The organism is Dyella monticola (genome assembly GCF_003363155.1).
In the GTDB taxonomy this organism is placed as follows: Bacteria; Pseudomonadota; Gammaproteobacteria; order Xanthomonadales; family Rhodanobacteraceae; genus Dyella_B; species Dyella_B monticola.
In genome coordinates this window covers 583,689-604,999 of sequence record NZ_QRBE01000001.1, presented here as the reverse complement: position 1 = coordinate 604,999, position 21,311 = coordinate 583,689, and the positions used below count along the sequence as shown (strand labels likewise).

Sequence of the window (21,311 nt, the reverse complement as noted above, 5' to 3'; positions counted from 1 at the left end):
CCCATGTCGGACGTCAGTGTTGTCATTGCCGGTGCCAAGCGCACCGCCATCGGCTCCTTTCTCGGTCAGTTCACCGGCGTGCCCTCACCCACGCTGGGTGCGACCGCCATTCGCGCGGCACTGGAGCAATCGGGCGTGGCTGCCAAGGACGTCGGCGAAGTGATCATGGGCTGCGTGCTGCCGGCCAACCTCGGCCAGGCGCCTGCCCGCCAGGCTGCCCTGGGCGCCGGCCTGCCAGCGGGTACGGGCTGCACCACCATCAACAAAGTGTGCGGCTCGGGCATGAAAGCCATCATGCTCGGCCATGACCTGATCAAGGCCGGCTCGGCCGCCATCGTCGTAGCCGGTGGCATGGAATCGATGACCAACGCACCGCACATGGTCAATGCCCGCAGCGGCATTCGCTATGGCGAAGGCAAGCTCGTCGACCACATGGCCTGGGACGGCCTTACCAATCCGTATGACGGCAAGGCCATGGGGGTGTTCGGCGAACTGTGCGCCGACAAGTACCACTTCAGCCGCGAAGAACAGGACGCATTCGCCATCGAATCGGTGAGGCGCTCCCAGGCTGCGCAGGCTTCCGGTGCATTCGCCAGCGAAATCGTGCCGGTGACCGTGGCCGGCAAGAAGGGGGACGTGCAGGTCGATACCGACGAACAACCCGGTCGTTCCGACATCGGCAAGATCCCTTCGCTCAAGCCCGCCTTCCGCAAGGAGAACGGCACCATTACCGCGGCGAGTTCGTCGAGCATTTCCGACGGCGCGGCAGCGGTGATCCTGCTTTCGGCCGATGACGCCAAGGCACGTGGCATCGAGCCGCTGGCGCGCATCGTGGCGCATGCCACCCATTCGCAGGAGCCGGAGTGGTTCACCACCGCACCGGTCAGCGCCATCAGCAAGGTGCTGGACAAGGCCGGCTGGAAGGTGAGCGATGTGGACCTGTTCGAGGTCAACGAAGCCTTCGCCGTGGTGGCCATGGCACCGATGCGCGAGCTGGGCATCGCGCATGACAAGCTCAACGTCAACGGTGGCGCCTGCGCACTGGGCCACCCGATCGGCGCCAGTGGCGCGCGCTTGGTGGTAACCTTGCTCAATGCATTGAAAACCCGTGGGTTGCGTCGCGGTGTTGCGTCCCTTTGCATTGGTGGCGGCGAAGCGACCGCCATTGCAGTGGAACGTTTGGACTAAGCGTTTTTTTCTGCACTGCACGACCGGCCGGGTGTCAGCCATCCGGCCCGGTTTAATGCGGCTTAAAGTTGTTTGCTCGACCCGGTGGCGCAGTTAACGTGAAAGCGCTATTAATAATCTGCCAATTGGCATTCCACGGCTTAAGGAGATCCATCATGAAGTTCACGCGTACCCTTCTCGCCTCCGCGCTTGTCGCGCTGCTGGCGGCTTGCAGCAACGGCGCGCAGGATTCCGCGCAGGACGCGCAGAAGTCGGCTGATCAGGCCCAGCAGGCAGCTTCTCAGGCTGCTGACCAGGCTCAGAAGGCCGCTGCTGCTTCCACCGCTGCCACCCCGGCCGCTGCTGCTCCGGCTTCCACCGCTGCTGCCCCGGCTTCCACGGCTGCCGCTCCGGCTGCTACGTCCACCGCCGCTGGCGATGCGATGAAGAGTGCCGCTGCCGATGCGTCGCAGGCTGCCAGCAAGGCTGCCGATGCCGCCAAGTCGTCCGCTACCGCAGCGAAGGATGCTTCGAAGGGCAACTAATCCTTCGGTGCACTGCCTTGAAACCGGCCGCCCTCGGGCGGCCGGTTTTTTATGGGTGCGCATTGACCCACATGCCGGTGCAGTTGGATGGCGCGGCCCGCTATCATCCATGGTTTGCCACTACGGCCGCACGACACCATGAGCGTCCTTACCTCGCAGATCGATGCCCGTTCCCCTGAGTTCCACGCCAGCAGCACGCAATTGAGTGCCCTCGTGGACGACCTGCACCGCCAACTGGCCCACAGCGCCGAAGGTGGCGGCGCCAAGGCGCGCGAAAAACACACTAAACGCGGGAAGCTGCTACCGCGCGAGCGCATCCGCGCGCTGCTCGATCCCGGCTCGCCCTTCCTGGAACTGTCGCCGCTCGCCGCGCACGGCATGTACGACGATGCCGCGCCAGCTGCCGGCATCATCACCGGCATCGGCCGCGTGCACGGCATGGAAGTGGTGGTGGTTGCCAACGACGCCACGGTCAAAGGCGGCACCTATTTCCCGATGACGGTGAAGAAACACCTGCGCGCACAAGAAGTAGCGCTGGAAAACCGCCTGCCATGCATCTACCTGGTTGATTCGGGCGGCGCCTTCCTGCCGATGCAGGATGAGGTCTTTCCGGACAAGGAACACTTCGGCCGCATCTTCTACAACCAGGCGCGCATGTCCGGTCTTGGCATTCCGCAGATCGCCGTGGTAATGGGTTCATGCACAGCCGGCGGTGCCTATGTGCCGGCGATGAGCGATGAAACCATCATCGTGCGCGAACAAGGCACGATCTTTCTCGGCGGCCCGCCATTGGTGAAAGCGGCGACGGGCGAAGTCGTGGATGCCGAAGCACTCGGCGGTGCGGATGTGCACACCTCCACCTCCGGTGTGGCCGATCACTTTGCGGAAAACGATGCGCATGCGCTGTCGATCGCACGCGATATCGTCGCCAGCCTCAATCGCACCAAGCCCATGCCGTTGGCGATACGGGCACCGGTGGAACCGCGTTATGCGGCGCAGGAACTCTACGGCGTGATACCGCAGGATACGCGTCGCCCGTTCGATATCCGCGAAGTGATCGCGCGTATTGTCGACGGCTCGGAGTTCCACGAATTCAAAGCGCGCTACGGCAAAACGCTGGTATGCGGCTTCGCGCATATCCATGGCTACCCCGTGGGCATCATCGCCAACAACGGCATCTTGTTTTCCGAATCCGCACTCAAGGGTGCGCACTTCATCGAACTGTGCAACCAGCGCAACGTGCCGCTGGTATTCCTGCAAAACATCACCGGCTTCATGGTCGGCAAGAAATACGAGAACGCCGGCATCGCCAAAGACGGCGCGAAGATGGTCACCGCCGTGGCCTGCTCGCACGTACCCAAATTCACCGTGGTGATCGGCGGCAGTTTCGGCGCCGGCAATTACGCCATGTGCGGCCGCGCGTACGGCGCGCGCTTCCTGTGGATGTGGCCCAACGCGCGCATCAGCGTGATGGGCGGCGAGCAGGCCGCCAGCGTGCTGGCCACGGTAAAACGCGATGGCCTGGAGGCATCCGGGCAACCGTGGAGCGCCGAAGACGAAGAAGCCTTCAAGGCGCCGATCCGCGACCAATACGAACGCCAGGGGCATCCCTATTACGCCACCGCGCGCTTGTGGGACGATGGCATCATCGATCCAGCCGACACACGCCGCGTGCTGGGGTTGGCGATTTCAGCGTCCATGAATGCGCCGATCGAAGCGCAGAGGTACGGCGTGTTCCGCATGTAGCACATTTTGGCTGGATGGCCACGGATGCAGGACAGGGGGACAACTCATGATCGTCGGTATTGACCTGGGCACGACGCACTCGCTGATCGGCTACTTCGGCGACGAGGGCCCTCAACTGTTTCCCAACGCATTGGGCGATCTACTCACGCCATCGATCGTCAGCATGGATGACGAGGGCCACATGATCGTTGGCGAGGCCGCGCGGGATCGTCTGATCAGTCATCCCAAAACCACCGTCGCCACCTTCAAGCGCTGGATGGGTACGTCGCGTGAAACACAGCTGGGCCACCGCATGTTCCGCCCCGAGGAACTGTCGGCGCTAGTGTTGCGCTCATTGCTTGCCGACGCCGAAGCCGCACTCGGCGAAAAAATAGAAGAAGCGGTGATCAGCGTGCCCGCCTATTTTTCCGATGCGCAACGCAAGGCCACGCGTGCCGCTGGTGAATTGGCCGGCATCAAGGTGGAACGTTTGATCAACGAACCCACTGCTGCCGCGCTCGCCTATGGCTTGCAGGCAAAGCCCGAAGGCAGTCGTTTCCTGGTATTCGATCTGGGGGGCGGTACGTTCGACGTATCGGTATTGGAAACCTTCGAAGGTGTGGTCGAAGTACACGCCAGCGCTGGCGACAACTACCTGGGCGGCGAAGATTTTCTCGATGTACTGGAAAACGCCTGCCTATCCGATCTCAAGTTGCGCCCCGAAAGTCTTTCGCCAGTCGAACGCAGCCTATTGCGCCGGCGCCTTGAGGTGCTCAAGCGCGCCTTGAGTCAACAGCCCGAACAGCGCATCGATTGCCTGGTTGGGGAGCATACCATTCACTGGGCCATCGACCAGGACCGCTTCATCCAACTGGCTGAACCGCTGATGCAGCGCATGCGCGCGCCGCTCGAACGCGCCCTGCGTGATGCGCGGCTGCAGCCGGAGCAGCTCAACGAAATCGTGTTGGTGGGGGGCGCCAGCCGCATGCCACTGGTGTCGCGCATGATTGCGCGCATGTTTGGCCGCCTGCCCTTGCGCCATATCAATCCAGACGAAGCCATCGCCATGGGCGCATGCGTGGCATCCGGCCTCAAGCGGCGCAACGTCAAACTGGATGAAATCATTCTCACCGACGTTTGCCCCTATACGCTTGGTGTGGAGGTCGGACAACGAGATGAACGTGGCAACACGCAGAACGGCTTGTTTTCGGCCATCATCCAGCGCAACAGTGTTGTGCCGATCAGCCGCGAATCCAACTATTACCCGCTGACTGAACGGCAGAAAGTGTTGGTGCTTAAGGTTTATCAAGGCGAAAGCCCATTGGTGGCCAAGAACATCAGGCTCGGGCAACTGGAAGTGCCGCTCAACCCTACCCTGTCGATCGCCGACAACAGCGTCAAGGTGCGGTTTACCTACGACATCAATGGCGTGTTGCAGGTAGAAGCGACGCCCACATCCAGCGGCACGCGTTACGAACTGGTGTTGGAACAGAATCCAGGCATTCTTAGCGAGAGCGAAATCCGCGCGCGACTGGATTCGCTGGCCGAATTGAAAATACACCCGCGTTCCAAGCAGGAAAACATTGCAGTGCTGGCGCGCGCCGAGCGCCTGTTCGAAGAACACATAGTCGCGCGCGACCATCTGCGGGAATGGATCGGACGATTCAACCAATCACTTGAATCGCAAGACGAACGACTAATCAGCGAACATCGCACACGCTTTAGCCAAGCGATGGACGAACTGGAGCGCCAGCTTTGAACTGGGCTTACACGTTACTGGGCATACCCGTCGATGCTGATGCCGTTACGATCAAGCGTGCCTATGCGCGCTTGCTGCGCACCACGCGCCCGGACGATGACGCCGCCGCGTTCCAACGCTTGAACACCGCGTATCAGCTCACGCTGTCACAGGCAAACAATCGCCCAACGGCATCGGGGATAGCATCAGCCACCACTCTGCATTCCACACGCGACCACGCTCTGGCATCCGAACCCGCTGCAGAACCACGCTCGCTCCATGCACCGCTGGAACTGGCTGAAGTGCCCAAGCCATTGACGCCTCCAGCGTCCACGTCCATGGAAGTGCTAAAGCTTTCACCATCGCCCGCGCCTGCGCCGGGTGCGCACACGGTGGAAACCTTGCATCCACCCAGCGTAGCCAAACCCATCTCGACACCTGCACCACTGGAAGTGCTCAAGCCCTCAGCACCAGCTGCAACGTCGCCGCCACCCGCGCTGGAAACGCTGCGTCCACCGGAGACCATCAGGCCTCCATTGGTCCCCGCACCGTTGGAAGTCTTGAAGCCAGCATCACCCGCGCCCACGCCCGCTGCGCGTCCGGTCGAAATACTGCGTCCGCCGGCAGCGAAACCTACGCCAGCGGTCAACACCAAGGAGCTTGTCGAACGGGTGATTCGCGAAGCGAGCGGCACCGACGGTCCACATGCTTTCTCGCGCTGGCTCAATCACTACCCAGAGTTCTGGTCGTTCCAGGTCAAGCAAGTCGTCGGGCAACTCACGCTGCAGCATTTATTGCAAGCGCCGCAGCCCATGGCGACAGCCAACCTCGAAGTACTGCTGCGCTTCTTCGATCTCGATCACGTGTTGTCTGGCGTAAATCCCATCGCGCTGGAGCAGCTTAAGAACAAGCAGACGCTGTATTGGGAAATGCAGCACGATCACTCATCGCTAGCCCGGCGACTAGGCATCGCGACCAAACAAGGTCGCCCGCACACTATACGTGTACGCGATTGCATCAATGAGTTGAAGCAGCCACGCAGCTGGCGCCAGACCTTCGTCACCGCGTTGACGCGCCATAAACCGCTTCATCTCGCGCGTATCGTATACGCACTCTGCAACGGTCATGTCGAACATCTGCCGTTCGCGCTCGACCGTGAACACGCACGATTCTGGTTTCGTGCAGCAGGCGTCAGCGGTTTCCATTGGCAACGTTTGACGATAAATGCCATCCGCGCCGTCGTCTTCGCGCTGGTTTGTTCGTTGGCCATTGCCATCCCGATGATTGCGCTGTCGCTGCAAAACGGCGACGCCCCAGCAGAAAGATGGGGACGCACCATCGGCGTTTTTTTTGCCTCGTTCGGCGTGATACTGCTCATCTGGGCCGCCTTGATGGGGGCTGCCTGGATCGACCAGTGGCAAGGTCAGGCTGAGGCGACGGCTTCACGCAAACCCTGGTTGCGCAGAATGTTCATCCCATTGCTCAGCGCGCTGGGGCTTGGCGTGGACTATCTGGGCGGCGCCCCTGTCGCTGCATCCATCATCGTAGGGGGCACCATGATTTTGGCCGTGCGCCGCTTCACCTATCGCCGTCCCAAACGCCCCAGCAAGCCGGCATTCAAGATCGGTCCGCGGCCGGGCATATATGTGTTGCTAATGAGTGCATACGCCATCGGCAATGCGCTCCATCAAGCTCCAGGCGGCGCATTCGACGATGTCCCTTTGCTCGGTATCGTATCCGCTGCAACGCTCCTCGTATGGGGCATCGATCTGTGGCGCCATCGTGCCTATCTGCATCCGAAGCTTGCGCGTGGCTGATCGCACACATCCATATGCCGTTGTGCGCTAGATGCACATTACATTCCATTTCGGCCTTCGCCGGAATGACGTCAGGGCGCCATGGAGATACCGAAGCGTTGTGGCAGCAGGCAAACGGCCTCAATGCCGACGCGGACGAAACTCCAACGGCATCGCATCACCACGCGCATTCACGGGCGGCTTGGGACCGCATGCACCGCAAGTGCTGCATCCATCGCTGCAACTACCTGTGGCTTGCTTGGGCTGCAAACGACGACCGAATGCCTGCACCCACATAGCATGGCCCGATTTGCTCAAACGGATGGACGCCGCCGCCAGCCAGCGATTGGTGAGCTGCGGCGCGAGCTTGCGGAAGGTGTAGAGCGCACTGGCCAGCACGACCAGGCCGATAACGATGTATTGAACGAGCAAACCCGTACTCACGAGAACAACCTCGCCACCTGGAAGGTGATGAACGATGCCGCATACGCCACGGCAAACATGTAGCTGAAAGAAATCACCACATTGCGCCACGAATTGGTTTCGCGCCGAATGACCGCCAGCGTGGACATGCATTGCGGCGCAAACGCGAACCACACCAGCAGCGACAGCGCCGTGGCCAGCGGAAAATTGCCGGCAAGCGCATGCGCAAGGCCGCCGTTTTGGGCATCACCGCTTACCGCGTAAACGGTTGCCAGCGTAGCCACCGCCGTTTCGCGCGCGGCGAACGCGGGAATCAGTGAAAGGGTGATCTGCCAGTTGAAACCCAACGGCGCAAAGATATGTTGCAAGAACCGTCCCAGATAACCGGCAAAGCTGTAGTTGATCGCGGGGCCAATGGCTCCTGCCGGCGGCTTCGGGAAGGTGGAGATGCACCACATCAACACCGTCAACGCCAGGATCACACCTGTCAGGCGCTTGAGGAACACTGTGCCACGTTCCCACAAACCGATGGCGACGTCGCGCACGCGCGGCAGGCGATACGAAGGCAGCTCCATCAGCAATGCGTGTTCGCTCTTGTCGCGACGGATGCGCTTGATCACCCAACCCACCGCCATCGCACCGACGATGCCCGCCACGTACAACGCAAACAACACCACACCCTGCAGATTGAATAGGCCGAACACGCGCCGCGCGGGGATGAAGGCACCGATCAGCAAGGCATACACCGGCAGTCGCGCCGAGCATGTCATGAGCGGCGCAACGAGAATGGTCGCCAGGCGATCGCGTGGATCGGTGATACTGCGCGTACCCATGATGCCAGGAATGGCGCATGCAAAGCTCGAGAGCAGCGGAATGAACGAACGCCCGGTCAATCCCACCGATACCATCAGGCGATCGAGCAGGAACGCAGCGCGCGGCAGGTAGCCGGATTCTTCCAGCATGAGAATGAAGAAGAACAGCACCAGGATCACCGGCAGAAAGCCGAGCACGGTGCCCAGACCACCGAACAAACCATTGATCACCAGGTCGCGGATCGGCCCATCCGGCAATACGGTGGCGCAATAGCCGCCGAGCCATGCGAAGCCATTGCCGATCAGATCGCTCATCGGCTTGCCGGAGGCATACACGGCCTGGAACACCAGGAACATCACCACGGCGAGCGTCAGCAGGCCGACTATCGGATGCAGCATCCAGCGGTCGAGTGCGTCATCGATCCGCGCGGTGGCGCGCGGCATCGTTACCGTGGCGGCCATCAGCGCGCGTACCTCGTCATGCAGGCTGGCGCGGCTGGCCGGATCGTCCGGCAGTGCAGGCGATGCTTCCGGAAGCTCGCCATCCACGCGCGTCACCAGCGCCCCGACACCGCCGCGCTTCACCGCGATGGTTTCCACCACCGGTACGCCAAGGCGATGCTGCAGTTCGGGCACATCGATGACGATGCCGCGATGGCGCGCGGCATCCATCATGTTCAACGCGAGCACCACGGGGCGACCCAGGCGCTTCACTTCGAGCACGAAGCGCAGGTGCAGGCGCAGATTGGTGGCATCGGCCACGCAGATGATCAGATCCGGCGCGGCCTCGCCGGGATAGTTGCCTTCCAGTACGTCGCGGGTGATCTGCTCGTCGGGGCTGGCGGCATCGAAGCTGTACGTACCGGGCAGATCCAGCACCTGCATCACACGGCCGGAAGGCGCGGTGAACCGCCCTTCCTTGCGCTCCACCGTGACGCCGGCGTAGTTGGCCACCTTCTGGCGACCGCCGGTGAGCTGATTGAACAGCGCGGTTTTGCCGCTATTGGGGTTGCCGACCAGAGCGATACGCAGGCTGTCGGCGCTCATGCGACGTCCTCCTGTACCGTCACCCTCGCCGCCTCGGCACGCCGCAACGCAAACCGCGTGGAGCCGATCTGAATCAGCAGGGGATCGGCGCCCACCGGGCCGCGCGCCACGAGCCTCACCCGCTCGCCCGCTACAAACCCCAGATCGCGCAGGCGTTGCGCAATCAGGTCATTGGCATGGGCATCTTCGACTCGTTCAACCACGGCACAAGCACCTTTCGGCAAATCGGACAGGCGCACAGTTGTTACGCTTCTAAATAAGAATGGTTCGCATTGTATCCTCTTTTCGCACTCGGTGCAGGTGGCCAGCCACACCGTTTGCCTCGTCGTCCCGACGTTCGGCGGGCGACGAGGCCAAAACAAGCGGTGCTACGCTTAAAAAATCTCCCCTCCACGGACGTTTTCATGCCCGCCTCCATCCAGGTTGCCACCCACGCCGGTATCCGCGAGTTGCGCCTAAATCGGCCGGATGTGCACAACGCGTTCGACGACCGGCTCATCGCCGAGCTCACCACCGAACTGCATGAGGCCGGCCGTGATCCCGCTGTGCGGGTAGTCGTGTTGACGGGCGTGGGCGCCAGCTTTTCCGCGGGCGCCGACCTTCATTGGATGCGCGGCATGGCCCAGGCGAGCGAGGCCGACAATCGCGAGGATTCACTGCGCCTGGCCGCCCTGATGCGCACGCTGCAATTTCTGCCCAAGCCCACCATCGCCCGCGTCAACGGGGCCGCCTATGGCGGTGGCGTGGGGTTGGTGGCGTGCTGCGACATCGCCATTGGCGTGGAAACCGCCAAGTTCGGACTTACCGAGGTGAAGCTCGGTTTGGTACCGGCCGTAATTTCTCCCTATGTCATCGCCGCCATCGGCTTGCGCCAGGCACGGCGACTGTTCATGACCGGCGAGGTGTTCGATGCGCAAACCGCCGCTTCCATCGGCCTACTGCACGAGGTCGTCTCCGCCGACTATCTGGATGACACCGTACACGCCGTCCTCAAGCAACTGGCCAAGGCGGGTCCCGGCGCACAGCGCGAAGCCAAGCAGTTGGCATTCGGCATGCACGGATTGACCGAGGCGGCCGCCGAGCGCATCGACCGCGAGAACGCAGCGTTGATCGCGCGCTTGCGAGTGTCGGAGGAAGGTCAGGAAGGGTTGGGCGCCTTTCTCGACAAGCGCGCCCCGGCGTGGACTCAAAACGGCTGACACCACGCCGGCAGCAGGCGCGGTTTAACCTGCCCAGGCTGATCCATGCATCGCGAGGTTCGTCATGAAACGCATCGTCAACATTGCCGATATCGAGCTGCAACCGTTTCCGCCGGGCTTTGCTCCGGAGGGCGACACCGCACAGCGCTTCGAAGCACGCATAGGCCGCGTGTCCATGCAGCTTGGCGCTCAGAAACTCGGCTACAACATCACCGCCGTGCCGCCGGGCAAACGTGCGTTTCCGCTGCATAACCACCGCGTCAACGAAGAAATGTTCTTCATCCTGGAAGGCGAGGGAGAAATCCGTGTCGGTGCGGAGCGCTATGCCGTTCGCACCGGCGACATCATCGCCTGCCCGCCCGGCGGCCGGGAAAACGCGCACCAGATCGTCAATACTGGATCGGTTGAAATGCGTTATCTCGCCGTGAGCAGCAAGCTCTCGCCGGAAATCTGTGAATATCCCGATTCCAACAAGTACGGCATCCTCGGCGAGTTTGGCCCGGATGCGCACGGCCAGCCGCAAATGATCCGCATCGTGATGCGGCAGGACGATACGGCGGACTATTGGGAAGGCGAGTAGTTACGGTTCTGCTCCCTCTCCCCAAAGAGGGGCGGAAATTTGAGCGTGCTGCGCCGCGCCTCGGCCATGTCACGCAATTCTGCTAGTTTTATGGGCTTTGCAGCTTCGGCGAACCCAGCATGTTCGAGCGCGTACTGATTGCCAATCGCGGTGAAATAGCCTGCCGCGTAATCCGCACCTGCCGCCGGCTGGGCATCCGCACCATTGCGGTGTACTCGGAAGCAGACCGGGACGCACAACATGTGCGCCTTGCCGATGAAGCGTGGCCGATTGGCGGTTCGCGTCCGGCCGAGTCGTATCTGCGTGGCGATGTCATTCTGGATGTCGCAAAAAAATCCGGTGCCCAGGCCATCCATCCCGGCTACGGTTTTCTTTCAGAAAACACCGCCTTTGCACGCGCCTGTGCAGATGCCGGCGTCACCTTCATCGGTCCGCGCCCGGAAAGCATCGACGCCATGGGCTCCAAGGCCGCAGCCAAGGCGCTGATGGAACACCACCAGGTACCGCTCGTGCCGGGCTATCACGGCGACAATCAGGACACCGGCTTCCTCACCGAACAAGCGCGCAAGACCGGCTTTCCGCTGATGATCAAGGCCGCTGCCGGCGGTGGCGGCAAAGGTATGCGTATCGTGCGCACCGAAAAGGAATTCGCCGACGCGCTGGCGTCCGCGCAACGCGAAGCGGCCAGTTCGTTCGGTGATACACGCGTGATTCTGGAACGCTACGTCGAGCATCCACGCCATATCGAATTCCAGGTATTCGGCGATACCCACGGCAACCTCATCCACCTGAACGAGCGCGAGTGCTCGGCGCAGCGCCGCTATCAAAAAGTCCTGGAAGAAACGCCTTCACCCTTTCTCAATGAAACGCGCCGCAACGCCATGGGCGAGGCGGCGGTGGCAGCGGCCAAGGCGGTCGATTACGTGGGCGCGGGCACGGTGGAATTCATCGTTGCGCAGGACGGCACGTTCTACTTCATGGAAATGAACACGCGCCTGCAGGTGGAGCATCCGGTGACGGAAGAAACGCTGGGCCTGGACCTGGTCGAATGGCAATTGCGCGTGGCGGCCGGCGAATCGCTGCCGCTGCGGCAGGATGAGATCCACGCGCGCGGCCATGCGATCGAGGTGCGCCTGTACGCCGAAGATCCCGATCAGAACTTCCTGCCTGGCTCAGGCACCTTGCGCTGCTTGCGTCTGCCCCGGCCATCCGACCACGTGCGCCTGGATGGGGGCGTTGTCGAAGGCGACACCGTAACGATTTTTTACGATCCGATGATCGCCAAGCTGATCGTGCATGACACTGACCGCACGCAAGCGCTGCAACGCCTGCGCGAGGCGCTCGCTGAATGCGACATCGTCGGGCCGAAATCCAATATTGCGTTCCTCGAGCGGTTGTCACGCCATCCGGTCGTGGTCGAGGGGTGTATCGACACCGGTTATCTCGACCGGCACCTTGATGAATTTCTAACCGGTGATGCGGCACCCTCTGCAGATGTCCTGTTTGCCGCTGCTACCGCTGCACTACTGCGTGATGAACGTGCGGTGCTTGAAAGCACCGCGTGCGTCAGCGATCCGCATTCGCCCTGGTCGCGCGCCGATGCGTGGCGCATTGGGCACGCCGGCAAGCGCATCGTTGCGCTCTCCTTGCGCGAGCAGCGTTATGAGGTGCAAGCGTATGGTCACGATGGTGACTATCGCCTGCAACACGATGCATCGCATTGTCAGGTGCACGGGGCGCGTTATGAGGCCGACGTGCTCAGCGCGCGTTTCGACGACCGCAGCATGCGCTTGCGCGTGCATGCCGATCAGGAACGCATTGCGTTGCACGATACCGATGGCCAGCGTTACACCTTCTCGCGGGCGGCTGCGTTTGCGTGGGAATCAAAAGGCGGCGCCGGCGGACATCAAGTTATTGCGCCGATGCCGGGCCGCATTGTGCTGGTGAAAGCCAAGGCGGGCGACAACGTCGAAGAAGGTCAGGAGTTGCTGGTGATGGAAGCGATGAAAATGGAACTCGCCTTGAAGGCACCACGCGCCGGCACCATTGAAGTCATAAGCGCAATGCAGGGCGAATTCGTGGAAGCCGACGCCGTACTTGTTCGCTTCACGTCATCGTCATAAGCATTTCGCCGGTTGCAGGAGTCTGCATGAACAAGCGCCTGTTTTCATACGTCACGTGGCACGCATCGTCGCTGAGCAGCCAGCCGACAGCGCGTGACGCAACGTTATGCCGGCTCGCAGTCACTCAAGCACAATGGGGGGTGCTTGTATGAATACAAACTCAGAAGTTCGCATCGTCGAAGTAAGCCCGCGGGATGGCTTGCAGAACGAAAAAACGTTGCTGCCGCCGGACATCAAGGTCGCGCTGATCGACCGGCTTTCCGCCACCGGCTTGAAAACCATCGAAACCACCAGCTTCGTCAGTTCGCGCTGGGTACCGCAACTGGCCGATGCGGCGGAGGTGTTCAACCGTATTCGCAAGGTTCCCGGCGTGGGCTATCCCGTGCTGGTCCCCAACGAGCAGGGTTATCGGATAGCGCGCACCGCCGGCGCAACTGAGGTTTCTGTATTCACTGCCGCTTCGGAAGCATTCAATCGCGCCAACATCAACGCGTCCATCGAGGAATCGCTGCAGCGTTTCGAACCGGTGCTGGAAGAAGCCAAAGCCGAAGGCGTGAAAGTGCGCGGCTACGTATCCACCGCATTGGGTTGCCCGTATCAGGGCGAAGTGCCCATTGCAGATGTGGTCAATGTCGCCAAGCGGCTTTACGACATGGGCTGCTATGAGATTTCGGTGGCCGATACCATCGGTGTAGGCACACCCGCGAAAGCGCGTGCGATGTTGCATGCCGTATCGCAGGAAATTCCCATGCACGCCCTGGCCGTGCATTTCCACGACACGTACGGGCAGGCACTGGCCAACATCCTTGCCTGCCTGGAAGAAGGGGTGCGCGTGGTGGACAGTGCCGTTTCCGGTACCGGCGGTTGCCCTTACGCAAAAGGCGCGTCCGGCAATGTCGCCAGCGAAGACGTGGTGTACATGCTGCATGGGCTCGGACTGACGACCGGTATCGATCTTGATCTGCTGGTGGCCACCGGTGCGTGGCTGTCTGCGCAGCTCAACAAGCCGACCGCGAGCCGGGTGACGAAGGCGCGTATCACAGCGGTGTAAGCGAAATGCCACGGGGAAAAGCATCGATTCGCCACCCCAACTTGTGGCCGGTGCCCTTCCCCGCCGAGAGCTGCTAATTTCGTTGGCATGACCAACGTCCTCATCCGCCCCATCGAGCCGCGCGACAACGCCCATGTTGCCGCCATCATCCGTACCGTCATGCCCGAGTTCGGCGCCGACGGCCCTGGCTTTGCGATCCACGATACCGAAGTGGATGACATGCATGGCGCCTATGCGCGACCACGCAGTGCCTATTTCGTACTGGAACGCGATGGCATGGTGATTGGCGGCGGCGGCGTCGCTCCGCTCGAAGGCGGCGATGCGGATGTCTGCGAGCTGCGCAAAATGTATTTTCTGCCCGAGGCGCGCGGCATCGGCGCCGGCACATCAATGATGCAACGCTGCCTTGAAGCGGCGCGAGATTTCGGCTTCAAACGTTGCTATCTCGAAACCCTCACCGGCATGGATGCCGCACAGGCGCTGTATCAGAAACAGGGTTTCACACCGTTGTGCGCTCCGATGGGCGGCACCGGGCATTTCAGCTGCGATCGATTTTTTATCCGCGATCTTTAGGGGCACGCCATGGTCAGCCGCGATCCTCGCATCGATGCCTACATCGCCAATGCGCCTGACTTCGCCCGCCCCATCCTCCAACATCTGCGTGCCGTGGTACATGCGGCGTGTCCCGACGCGGAAGAAAGCATCAAATGGCGTTGCCCGCATTTCCTCTACCAAGGCAAGCTGATGTGCTCGATGGCAGCATTCAAGCAGCACTGCAGTTTTCACTTCTGGCACGGCAAGGATGTGGTGGGCGAAACGCATACGAAAGGCATGGGTCAGTTCGGCAAGATCACCTCCATCAAGGAACTGCCAGGCAAGCGCGAACTGACAAGCTACGTTCGCAAAGCCATCGCATTGAGGGAAGCAGGCGTAACGCGGCGTGCCTCGGCAGCACCTAAGCCACCACCCGAAATCCCCCCTGATTTCACCGCGCTGCTGAATAAGCACGCCACCGCGCGAAAAAACTATGCAGCATTCAGTCCCAGTGCCCAGCGCGAATACGTGGAATGGATCATTGAAGCCAAGACCGACGCCACGCGCCGCAAACGCATGACCACCGCCGTGGAATGGCTGACCCTAGGCAAGCACCGCAACTGGAAATACCAGACATGATTCGCATCGCCCGCGCTGAAGACGCACAGGCCATCCACGCCATCTATGCACCCGCTATCACCGATACGGCCATTACCTTTGAAACCGAGCTTCCCGGTACGGAGGCGATGCGCCAGCGCATTCTCACTCGCCTGCACCACTATCCATGGCTGGTGTGGGAAGAGCACGGCGAGGTGTTGGCGTACGCCTATGCCACACGCTTTCGCGAGCGCGCCGCCTATGACTGGATTGCAGAAACGTCTATCTACGTGCATGCCCAAGCGCGGCGGCGCGGCATTGCGCGCACGCTCTATGGGACGCTGCTGGATGTGATGCATCTGCAGGGCATCAACCAGGCCGTCGGCGTGATCACCATGCCCGGCGAAGTGAGCGTGGCGCTGCATGAGGCGATGGATTTCACGCCCGCCGGGGTCTGGCGCAAGGCGGGTCATAAGCTCGGACAATGGTGGGATGTAGGCGTGTGGCAGAAGGAGCTTGCGTCGCCCGCAAATCCGCCGGAGCCGGTACGCGCGTTTTCATCCGTGGCTTCATCGGAGGCGCTGCAAGCATTGCTTGGGCGTTGACTCCGGTTAAATGCTGGGCCGTTCTTGCCGCAGAGAATCCGCAGCGAAGCTTTCGTTAGATTGACGATTTATCTCATCACGCGCGTCGTTGCACGCGTGATGTCGCGTCGTCGTGCGCGGCCAAACACTTCGTTAGAATATTCCACATCACAAACATCATCGCGTCCGTAGTGATGCGAAACGTGGAACTTATTTTCCGCCGCATCGTCGCACCGTTTGTGCGGTGCGTTTTTCAGGAATGGAACATGAAAACGAACGTCAAAGCCGGTTCCGATGAACATAAGGCGCTTTTCTGCAAGCAGTTCATGGATACCTACCAGGACTACGATCCGCAGACACTGCCGTGGCCGCAGTTGAGCGATGCCGATCTGGAGCGTCTGCGAGGCGTGCCGTTCTGGCAGGAGGTGTATCACACCGAACGCCGCGCGGGCGCCATCGTGGATGCATTCACGCCGCATGTTGCCGATCCGGTCGTGCGTGAAGCGATCGCGCTACAGGGTCTGGAGGAACGTCGGCATGCGGACCTGATCCGCGTGATGATCGAGCGCTATGGCATTGACGCCACCGCTCAGCCCTTGGAGGCGATGCCGGACGACCTGGAAAAAGCATTCATCGATTTTGGCTTCGGCGAATGCCTCGATTCATTCCTGGGTTTCGGTGCATTCAAGACGGCGCGTCAATCGGAATTTTTGCCGGATGCGCTGTTCGACATCTTCGACATGCTCATGTTCGAAGAAACGCGGCACATCGTGTTTTTCATCAATTACATGGCGTGGCGCGAAAAGCAACGTGGCCTTGGGCCGGTGCGGCGAACGATGAAATCACTGCGCTTCTACGGACGCGCCGGTGGCCGGTTGATGGGCATGGTCAAGCGTGGACAGGAGCCCAATGACGGCAAGGATTTCGCCGTCACGCAGGCCAACATGTTCCTGGAAGGTTTTTCGTTCCGCCGTTTCGTCGAAGACTGCTATCGCGAAAATGCGCGCAGGATGAGCGCGTTCGATCCGGATCTGATGCAGCCGCGTTTGTTGCCGGCCATCGCCGGCTTGGCCTTGCGCGGCATGAAGGCGTGGGATGCAGCGCGATCGCCATGGCGCAAGTCCGCCCACATCGACCGAAAAGCCGCCTGAGACAAAAAAAGCCCCTCTGCCTGGCGGAGGGGCTTTCACCGATGCGGCTATCAGTGGTTGGCCGCGATGATGCTCATGATGGCACCGGTGGTGATCGCCGCTAAAAGAAAATCACCGTTATCGCTGCGGATGTACTGATAACCACGCGGCGGTGGCTTCAGGCGGTAACGCTGCCAATCTCTCGAACTCACCACGTATCGGCTGCCGCGATAGGTGGGCGGAATGTATCCACCCCGCTTATACCAGCCTTCATGCTTACCCTGGTCGTACATGCCGTGGTAGCGATTCGACTGCGACTGCGGTGGCGGGGGGCCAGGGCGGTAGGCCTGGGCCATTGCGAATGGCGATGAAACGAGCATCGCGCCGCAGAAGGCGACGATTCCCAGTTGCTTGTTCATGGCGTACTCCTCGTCAAAGTGGAACGGCACAGGAATCGCTTGGACTCCAACTCCCTGTGGACCGTCGCGGCGATAGGGTCTCGCGGCGCGGCGTCAAGATTGCGTCAGCCTCCCGAATGTTTCGTGAATCTCGCATCTGGCCGATGCGCGGCGTTCAGGCTCGCGAGGCGTGTGGGGCGCGGGACCGGCTCCTGGCGGGTGCGCTACCATTGCGGTTTTAGCCTTTACGGAACCTGCCATGCAGCTCAATCAAGTCAAGGCCGTCGTAACCGGCGGCGCCTCCGGCCTCGGATACGCGGTCGCCCAGCACCTGGTGGCCAACGGTGGACGTGTGGTCCTGTTCGACGTCAACGAGGAAAAAGGCCAGGAGGCGGCCAAGGCATTAGGCACGCGGTTCATGCGCACCGACGTCACCGCCGAAGACGGCGTGGCCGCAAATGTGGCCGCGGCACGCGATGCCATGGGTGGCCTGAACACGGTGGTGAACTGTGCCGGCATCCTCGGCGCCGGCCGCATGCTGGGCAAGGAAGGCCCGATGGCGCTCAACACCTTCGCCACCACCGTGATGGTGAACCTGGTAGGCAGCTTCAACGTGGCCAAGGCGGGCGCCTCGCTGATGCAGGGCAATGAGGCCGGCGAAGACGGCGAGCGCGGGGTGATCATCAACACCGCCAGCGTGGCCGCCTACGAGGGCCAGATCGGCCAAGCCGCCTATTCGGCCTCCAAGGGCGGCGTGGTGGCGATGACCTTGCCGATGGCGCGCGAGCTTTCCCGCTTCGGCATCCGCGTGGCGACGATTGCACCGGGCATCTTCTGGACGCCGATGGTGGATGGCATGCCGCCGCAAGTGCAGGAGTCGCTGTCGGCCTCGATCCCCTTCCCCTCCCGTCTGGGCAAGCCGGATGAATTCGCCGCAACGGTAGCCTTCATTCTTGGCAACCGCTACATCAACGGCGAGACGATCCGCCTGGATGGCGCAGTGCGCCTGCAGCCGAAGTAATCCATCCTATCCATCACTCGCCCATTTCTCATCCCATGAAAGCTTCCGACGTCAAGAAAGGCAACGTGGTCGAACACGAAGGCACCGTTTATCAGGTGCGCGACATCGATCGCAGCGCACCAACCGCACGTGGCGGCAATGTCACGTTCCGCTTCACGCTGTATTCGATTCCCGGCGGGCGCAAGTTCGATCTCAGCTTGCGTGCCGACGACGACCTGAAGGAAATGGAACTGGTTCGTCGCGCCGCCAATTTTTCGTATATGGACGGCGACGCCTATGTGTTCATGGACAACGAAGATTACACGCAATACATCCTCGGTCCCGAATTGATCGGCGACAACGCCGGTTACATCGTGGAAAGCGTGGAAGGCTATTACGTGCAGGTGATCGATGATGCGCCGGTGGGCCTGCAGGTGCCGACCAGCGTGCTGCTCACCGTGACCGATACGGCACCGGAACTCAAAGGCGCCAGCGCCACCAAACGCACCAAGCCGGCCAAACTGAACACAGGTATCGAGATCCAGGTGCCGGAGTACATCACTACCGATGAAAAAGTCTGGGTGAACACACTTACCGGTGAATTCGCCGGACGCGGCTCAGAAAAAACATTCTGATCGCGGCAGCATGGCATTACCGCAAGAAACGGCGCCCATCGTGGCGCCGTTTTTCATCACGCAGGCGACACGGCCACGGCGGTAAGGCAGAATCGTTGCGTTCCGGCAGCCTCCCCGCCATGTCTACCCGAGCCTACTCGCTACGCGCCAGCGTGTTGCAAAGCCTGACCGCGACCAAGCGTCCGGACGTGCCGCCATGGGTAGTGATACGCAATACCGCCGCAGTGGTATTACCGCTCGCCATCGGCATGCTGACCGGACACCAGGAAGCGGGCCTGGCGATTGGCGCCGGTGCGCTCGACACGATGTTTTCCGATCAACCCGGACCGTATCGCCAGCGCGTGTGGCAGCTTTCGCTGGCCGCGCTGGCCGCGGGTCTCGCTTCGCTGTGTGGTTTCCTGGTCGGCGGCGAGGTGCCGTTGATTCTGCTGGCCACGATGGCGTTCGGATTTTTCGGCGGCTTGCTGGTGGTATTCGGCACGGACATCGCACGCGTGGGCATGACCAGCATGATTCTGCTGGTCATTACCGCAGCAACACCCACCACGCTCGACCACGCCTGGATCGGCGCCGCCCTCATCTTCGCGGGCGGCTTGCTGCTGGCCTTGTTCTCCATCGCGGCATGGCCGCTGCAGCGCTATGGCCCGGAGCGCCGAGCGCTGGCCATCGTCTATCGCGGGCTGGATTCACTGGCCAGAGCCAACAAGCAAAACCAGGAAGAGGTGCCCGCACTCACCGATGCGATGACCACGCTGCAGCAAACCTTGCTTGGTCGCCACCACGCGCGCGGTCGCGCGATGGAGGCGTTCGCGGTATTGCTTGAACTGGCCGAGCGCATTCGCCTGGAACTCATTGCGATGGCCGAACTGCACGCCGCTGCGGATGTTCTGGCCATGTTTCGCACCGACGCGGCGCGTGTACTGGCCGCGATCGCCGATGCACTGGACAGTGGCGACTCGCCCGAACAAGCCGCGCGCGCACTGCAAACCATGCAGGCCAGCGAACGTGCCTTGCTGGATGCGCACGCGCGCAATGACAGTGTCGCCACGCACCTCCATGCGCTCTCCGGCCAGCTTGCCGCGGCGGTGCGCAATGCCAATTGGGCCGGCTCGCTCGGTGAGCGTCGCGCGGCAGTGGCAGAAACGAGGCTGCCCGGTGCGCTGCGTGGCAGTTCCGCCCTCGCGACGTTGCGCGCCAACATGTCCGTGCATTCGGTCGCATTCCGCCATGCGATGCGTTGCGCGGTGTGCCTGAGCCTTGCGCTGCTGGTCTCACGCCTGTGGCAATTGCCGCACGGCTATTGGCTGCCGATGACCGCGGCGATCGTGCTGCGTCCTGACTTTGCCGCGACCTTCAACTTCGGCCTGCTGCGCGTGGTGGGAACCCTGCTCGGCCTTTTGCTGACCACCGCGCTGCTGCTCGTCACGCCACATGATCCGTGGGCGCACCTCGCCTTGATGGCAGTCCTATGCATGGCCTTCCGCTACCTGGCGACCGCGCATTACGGCATCGCGGTGGCGACACTCACCGGTACGGTGGTGATCTTCTTGTCGTTCGAGGGTGTGAATTCGGGCACGGCAGTGATGGATCGCGTGCTCAACACCGTGCTCGGTAGTGGCATGGCCCTGCTTGCCTATGTGATATGGCCAACCTGGGAACGTGGTCGCGCGCGCGCCGCGCTATCGAACATGCTGGATGCCTATGCGCAATACTTGCATGCGTTGGCGCATCCGCAACAGCGGCACGCTCACCGCGAAACACGCACGGCAGCGCGCATGGCGCGCACCAACGCACAGGCATCGCTCGACCGCATGCAGGCGGAACCGGCCACGCCGCTCGCCTTGTTGGAACTGGCCAACGCGCTGTTCCTCAATGGCAACCGGTTGGCCCGTACGGCGATGACGCTGGAGGCGCTATTGCACGATTGCGACAGTTTGCCCGAGCAAACCGAAGTCACGCAGTTCGTGCAACGGTCGGCCTCCCATCTGCACGCATTGGCTGTTGCGCTGCGCAACAACCAAATGCCGCCTCCCACCCCGGAATTGCGCCAGTTGCAGCGCAGCCTGGGTACGCTGCTGGCCATGGCGGACGATCGGGTGCGCGCCGAACAGCTCGAGCGCATCGGCGACCGGCTGGTCGACAACGTCAACACGTTGGCCTATGTGGTCGGTCGCGCGCCGCAGGAGTCGGCTGCAGCGCACAACAACCGGCGGGTGCACCCTTAGAG

At 61.8% G+C, this 21,311-nt stretch carries 20 protein-coding genes; 16 read left to right on the top strand and 4 right to left on the bottom strand.

The window, feature by feature from the left end:
- Positions 1 to 3: 3 nt before the first annotated feature.
- The 5 genes from DWU98_RS02575 to DWU98_RS02555 all read left to right on the top strand — a co-directional run bounded on the left by DWU98_RS02575 (position 4) and on the right by DWU98_RS02555 (position 6,992).
- Complete coding sequence (locus DWU98_RS02575) at positions 4 to 1,188, top strand: thiolase family protein (RefSeq protein ID WP_115493879.1); 1,185 nt, start codon at positions 4 to 6, stop codon at positions 1,186 to 1,188.
- 155 nt (positions 1,189 to 1,343) lie between these two features.
- Positions 1,344 to 1,712, top strand: coding sequence for a hypothetical protein (locus DWU98_RS02570; RefSeq protein WP_115493878.1), 369 nt, complete (start codon positions 1,344 to 1,346; stop codon positions 1,710 to 1,712).
- Positions 1,713 to 1,850: 138 nt separating this feature from the next.
- Complete coding sequence (locus DWU98_RS02565) at positions 1,851 to 3,458, top strand: carboxyl transferase domain-containing protein (RefSeq protein ID WP_115494165.1); 1,608 nt, start codon at positions 1,851 to 1,853, stop codon at positions 3,456 to 3,458.
- Between the two features lie 46 nt (positions 3,459 to 3,504).
- Positions 3,505 to 5,196 (top strand): molecular chaperone HscC, encoded by a 1,692-nt coding sequence (locus tag DWU98_RS02560; RefSeq protein WP_115493877.1) that lies wholly within the window; start codon positions 3,505 to 3,507, stop codon positions 5,194 to 5,196.
- A complete protein-coding gene (locus tag DWU98_RS02555) occupies positions 5,193 to 6,992 on the top strand; it encodes a J domain-containing protein (protein ID WP_158544924.1) in 1,800 nt (599 codons plus the stop codon). Before DWU98_RS02560 ends, DWU98_RS02555 begins: the two co-directional genes overlap by 4 nt.
- 120 nt (positions 6,993 to 7,112) lie before the next feature.
- Here the strand turns inward: DWU98_RS02555 and DWU98_RS02550 are convergent, their stop codons facing one another.
- Genes DWU98_RS02550 through DWU98_RS02540 form a run of 3 tightly spaced genes read right to left on the bottom strand, consistent with a single transcriptional unit; the run spans position 7,113 to position 9,492 of the window.
- Positions 7,113 to 7,415, bottom strand: coding sequence for a DUF6587 family protein (locus tag DWU98_RS02550; protein ID WP_115493876.1), 303 nt, complete (start codon positions 7,413 to 7,415; stop codon positions 7,113 to 7,115).
- The gene (gene feoB / locus DWU98_RS02545; protein ID WP_115493875.1) at positions 7,412 to 9,253 is read right to left on the bottom strand and encodes a ferrous iron transporter B; all 1,842 of its coding nucleotides are present in this window, start codon (positions 9,251 to 9,253) and stop codon (positions 7,412 to 7,414) included. The genes DWU98_RS02550 and feoB overlap by 4 nt, the downstream gene beginning before the upstream one ends.
- Entirely contained in the window at positions 9,250 to 9,492 is a 243-nt protein-coding gene (locus tag DWU98_RS02540; protein ID WP_115493874.1) for a FeoA family protein, read from the bottom strand. The genes feoB and DWU98_RS02540 overlap by 4 nt, the downstream gene beginning before the upstream one ends.
- A 165-nt stretch (positions 9,493 to 9,657) precedes the next feature.
- Here DWU98_RS02540 and DWU98_RS02535 point away from each other — a divergent pair, with 165 nt between their 5' ends.
- The 8 genes from DWU98_RS02535 to DWU98_RS02500 all read left to right on the top strand — a co-directional run bounded on the left by DWU98_RS02535 (position 9,658) and on the right by DWU98_RS02500 (position 17,072).
- Positions 9,658 to 10,452 carry an enoyl-CoA hydratase-related protein gene (locus tag DWU98_RS02535; RefSeq protein ID WP_115493873.1) on the top strand — a complete coding sequence of 265 codons (795 nt, stop codon included), beginning with the start codon at positions 9,658 to 9,660 and terminating at the stop codon, positions 10,450 to 10,452.
- A 64-nt stretch (positions 10,453 to 10,516) separates the two neighbouring features.
- Positions 10,517 to 11,032 carry a cupin domain-containing protein gene (locus DWU98_RS02530; RefSeq protein ID WP_115493872.1) on the top strand — a complete coding sequence of 172 codons (516 nt, stop codon included), beginning with the start codon at positions 10,517 to 10,519 and terminating at the stop codon, positions 11,030 to 11,032.
- A 119-nt stretch (positions 11,033 to 11,151) separates the two neighbouring features.
- A complete protein-coding gene (locus DWU98_RS02525) occupies positions 11,152 to 13,155 on the top strand; it encodes an acetyl/propionyl/methylcrotonyl-CoA carboxylase subunit alpha (protein ID WP_115493871.1) in 2,004 nt (667 codons plus the stop codon).
- A 148-nt stretch (positions 13,156 to 13,303) separates the two neighbouring features.
- Entirely contained in the window at positions 13,304 to 14,206 is a 903-nt protein-coding gene (locus DWU98_RS02520) for a hydroxymethylglutaryl-CoA lyase (protein WP_115493870.1), read from the top strand.
- An 87-nt stretch (positions 14,207 to 14,293) separates the two neighbouring features.
- Complete coding sequence (locus DWU98_RS02515) at positions 14,294 to 14,779, top strand: GNAT family N-acetyltransferase (RefSeq protein WP_115493869.1); 486 nt, start codon at positions 14,294 to 14,296, stop codon at positions 14,777 to 14,779.
- 9 nt (positions 14,780 to 14,788) lie between these two features.
- A complete protein-coding gene (locus DWU98_RS02510) occupies positions 14,789 to 15,379 on the top strand; it encodes a YdeI/OmpD-associated family protein (RefSeq protein WP_115493868.1) in 591 nt (196 codons plus the stop codon).
- Entirely contained in the window at positions 15,376 to 15,942 is a 567-nt protein-coding gene (locus DWU98_RS02505) for a GNAT family N-acetyltransferase (protein ID WP_115493867.1), read from the top strand. The genes DWU98_RS02510 and DWU98_RS02505 overlap by 4 nt, the downstream gene beginning before the upstream one ends.
- A gap of 245 nt (positions 15,943 to 16,187) precedes the next feature.
- Positions 16,188 to 17,072 (top strand): ferritin-like domain-containing protein, encoded by an 885-nt coding sequence (locus DWU98_RS02500; protein WP_115494163.1) that lies wholly within the window; start codon positions 16,188 to 16,190, stop codon positions 17,070 to 17,072.
- A gap of 50 nt (positions 17,073 to 17,122) precedes the next feature.
- Here the strand turns inward: DWU98_RS02500 and DWU98_RS02495 are convergent, their stop codons facing one another.
- Positions 17,123 to 17,470 (bottom strand): RcnB family protein, encoded by a 348-nt coding sequence (locus DWU98_RS02495; protein WP_115493866.1) that lies wholly within the window; start codon positions 17,468 to 17,470, stop codon positions 17,123 to 17,125.
- A 238-nt stretch (positions 17,471 to 17,708) separates the two neighbouring features.
- Here DWU98_RS02495 and DWU98_RS02490 point away from each other — a divergent pair, with 238 nt between their 5' ends.
- The 3 genes from DWU98_RS02490 (at position 17,709) to DWU98_RS02480 (ending at position 21,309) form a co-directional block, all read left to right on the top strand.
- Positions 17,709 to 18,470: an SDR family oxidoreductase gene (locus tag DWU98_RS02490; RefSeq protein ID WP_115493865.1), complete on the top strand. Its 762-nt coding sequence runs from the start codon at positions 17,709 to 17,711 to the stop codon at positions 18,468 to 18,470.
- 35 nt (positions 18,471 to 18,505) lie between these two features.
- The gene (gene efpL, locus DWU98_RS02485) at positions 18,506 to 19,084 is read left to right on the top strand and encodes an elongation factor P-like protein EfpL (RefSeq protein WP_115493864.1); all 579 of its coding nucleotides are present in this window, start codon (positions 18,506 to 18,508) and stop codon (positions 19,082 to 19,084) included.
- A 119-nt stretch (positions 19,085 to 19,203) separates the two neighbouring features.
- Positions 19,204 to 21,309 (top strand): FUSC family protein, encoded by a 2,106-nt coding sequence (locus tag DWU98_RS02480; protein WP_115493863.1) that lies wholly within the window; start codon positions 19,204 to 19,206, stop codon positions 21,307 to 21,309.
- The last annotated feature ends 2 nt before the right edge of the window (positions 21,310 to 21,311 follow it).

What these genes read in the sequence shown, in the direction of transcription:
- DWU98_RS02575 (WP_115493879.1), top strand. Translation starts at nt 4, where the DNA reads ATGTCGGACGTCAGTGTTGTCATTGCCGGTGCCAAGCGCACCGCCATC.
- DWU98_RS02570 (WP_115493878.1), top strand. Translation starts at nt 1,344, where the DNA reads ATGAAGTTCACGCGTACCCTTCTCGCCTCCGCGCTTGTCGCGCTGCTG.
- DWU98_RS02565 (WP_115494165.1), top strand. Translation starts at nt 1,851, where the DNA reads ATGAGCGTCCTTACCTCGCAGATCGATGCCCGTTCCCCTGAGTTCCAC.
- DWU98_RS02560 (WP_115493877.1), top strand. Translation starts at nt 3,505, where the DNA reads ATGATCGTCGGTATTGACCTGGGCACGACGCACTCGCTGATCGGCTAC.
- feoB (WP_115493875.1), bottom strand. Translation starts at nt 9,253, where the DNA reads ATGAGCGCCGACAGCCTGCGTATCGCTCTGGTCGGCAACCCCAATAGC.
- DWU98_RS02535 (WP_115493873.1), top strand. Translation starts at nt 9,658, where the DNA reads ATGCCCGCCTCCATCCAGGTTGCCACCCACGCCGGTATCCGCGAGTTG.
- DWU98_RS02530 (WP_115493872.1), top strand. Translation starts at nt 10,517, where the DNA reads ATGAAACGCATCGTCAACATTGCCGATATCGAGCTGCAACCGTTTCCG.
- DWU98_RS02525 (WP_115493871.1), top strand. Translation starts at nt 11,152, where the DNA reads ATGTTCGAGCGCGTACTGATTGCCAATCGCGGTGAAATAGCCTGCCGC.
- DWU98_RS02520 (WP_115493870.1), top strand. Translation starts at nt 13,304, where the DNA reads ATGAATACAAACTCAGAAGTTCGCATCGTCGAAGTAAGCCCGCGGGAT.
- DWU98_RS02515 (WP_115493869.1), top strand. Translation starts at nt 14,294, where the DNA reads ATGACCAACGTCCTCATCCGCCCCATCGAGCCGCGCGACAACGCCCAT.
- DWU98_RS02510 (WP_115493868.1), top strand. Translation starts at nt 14,789, where the DNA reads ATGGTCAGCCGCGATCCTCGCATCGATGCCTACATCGCCAATGCGCCT.
- DWU98_RS02505 (WP_115493867.1), top strand. Translation starts at nt 15,376, where the DNA reads ATGATTCGCATCGCCCGCGCTGAAGACGCACAGGCCATCCACGCCATC.
- DWU98_RS02500 (WP_115494163.1), top strand. Translation starts at nt 16,188, where the DNA reads ATGAAAACGAACGTCAAAGCCGGTTCCGATGAACATAAGGCGCTTTTC.
- DWU98_RS02495 (WP_115493866.1), bottom strand. Translation starts at nt 17,470, where the DNA reads ATGAACAAGCAACTGGGAATCGTCGCCTTCTGCGGCGCGATGCTCGTT.
- DWU98_RS02490 (WP_115493865.1), top strand. Translation starts at nt 17,709, where the DNA reads ATGCAGCTCAATCAAGTCAAGGCCGTCGTAACCGGCGGCGCCTCCGGC.
- efpL (WP_115493864.1), top strand. Translation starts at nt 18,506, where the DNA reads ATGAAAGCTTCCGACGTCAAGAAAGGCAACGTGGTCGAACACGAAGGC.
- DWU98_RS02480 (WP_115493863.1), top strand. Translation starts at nt 19,204, where the DNA reads ATGTCTACCCGAGCCTACTCGCTACGCGCCAGCGTGTTGCAAAGCCTG.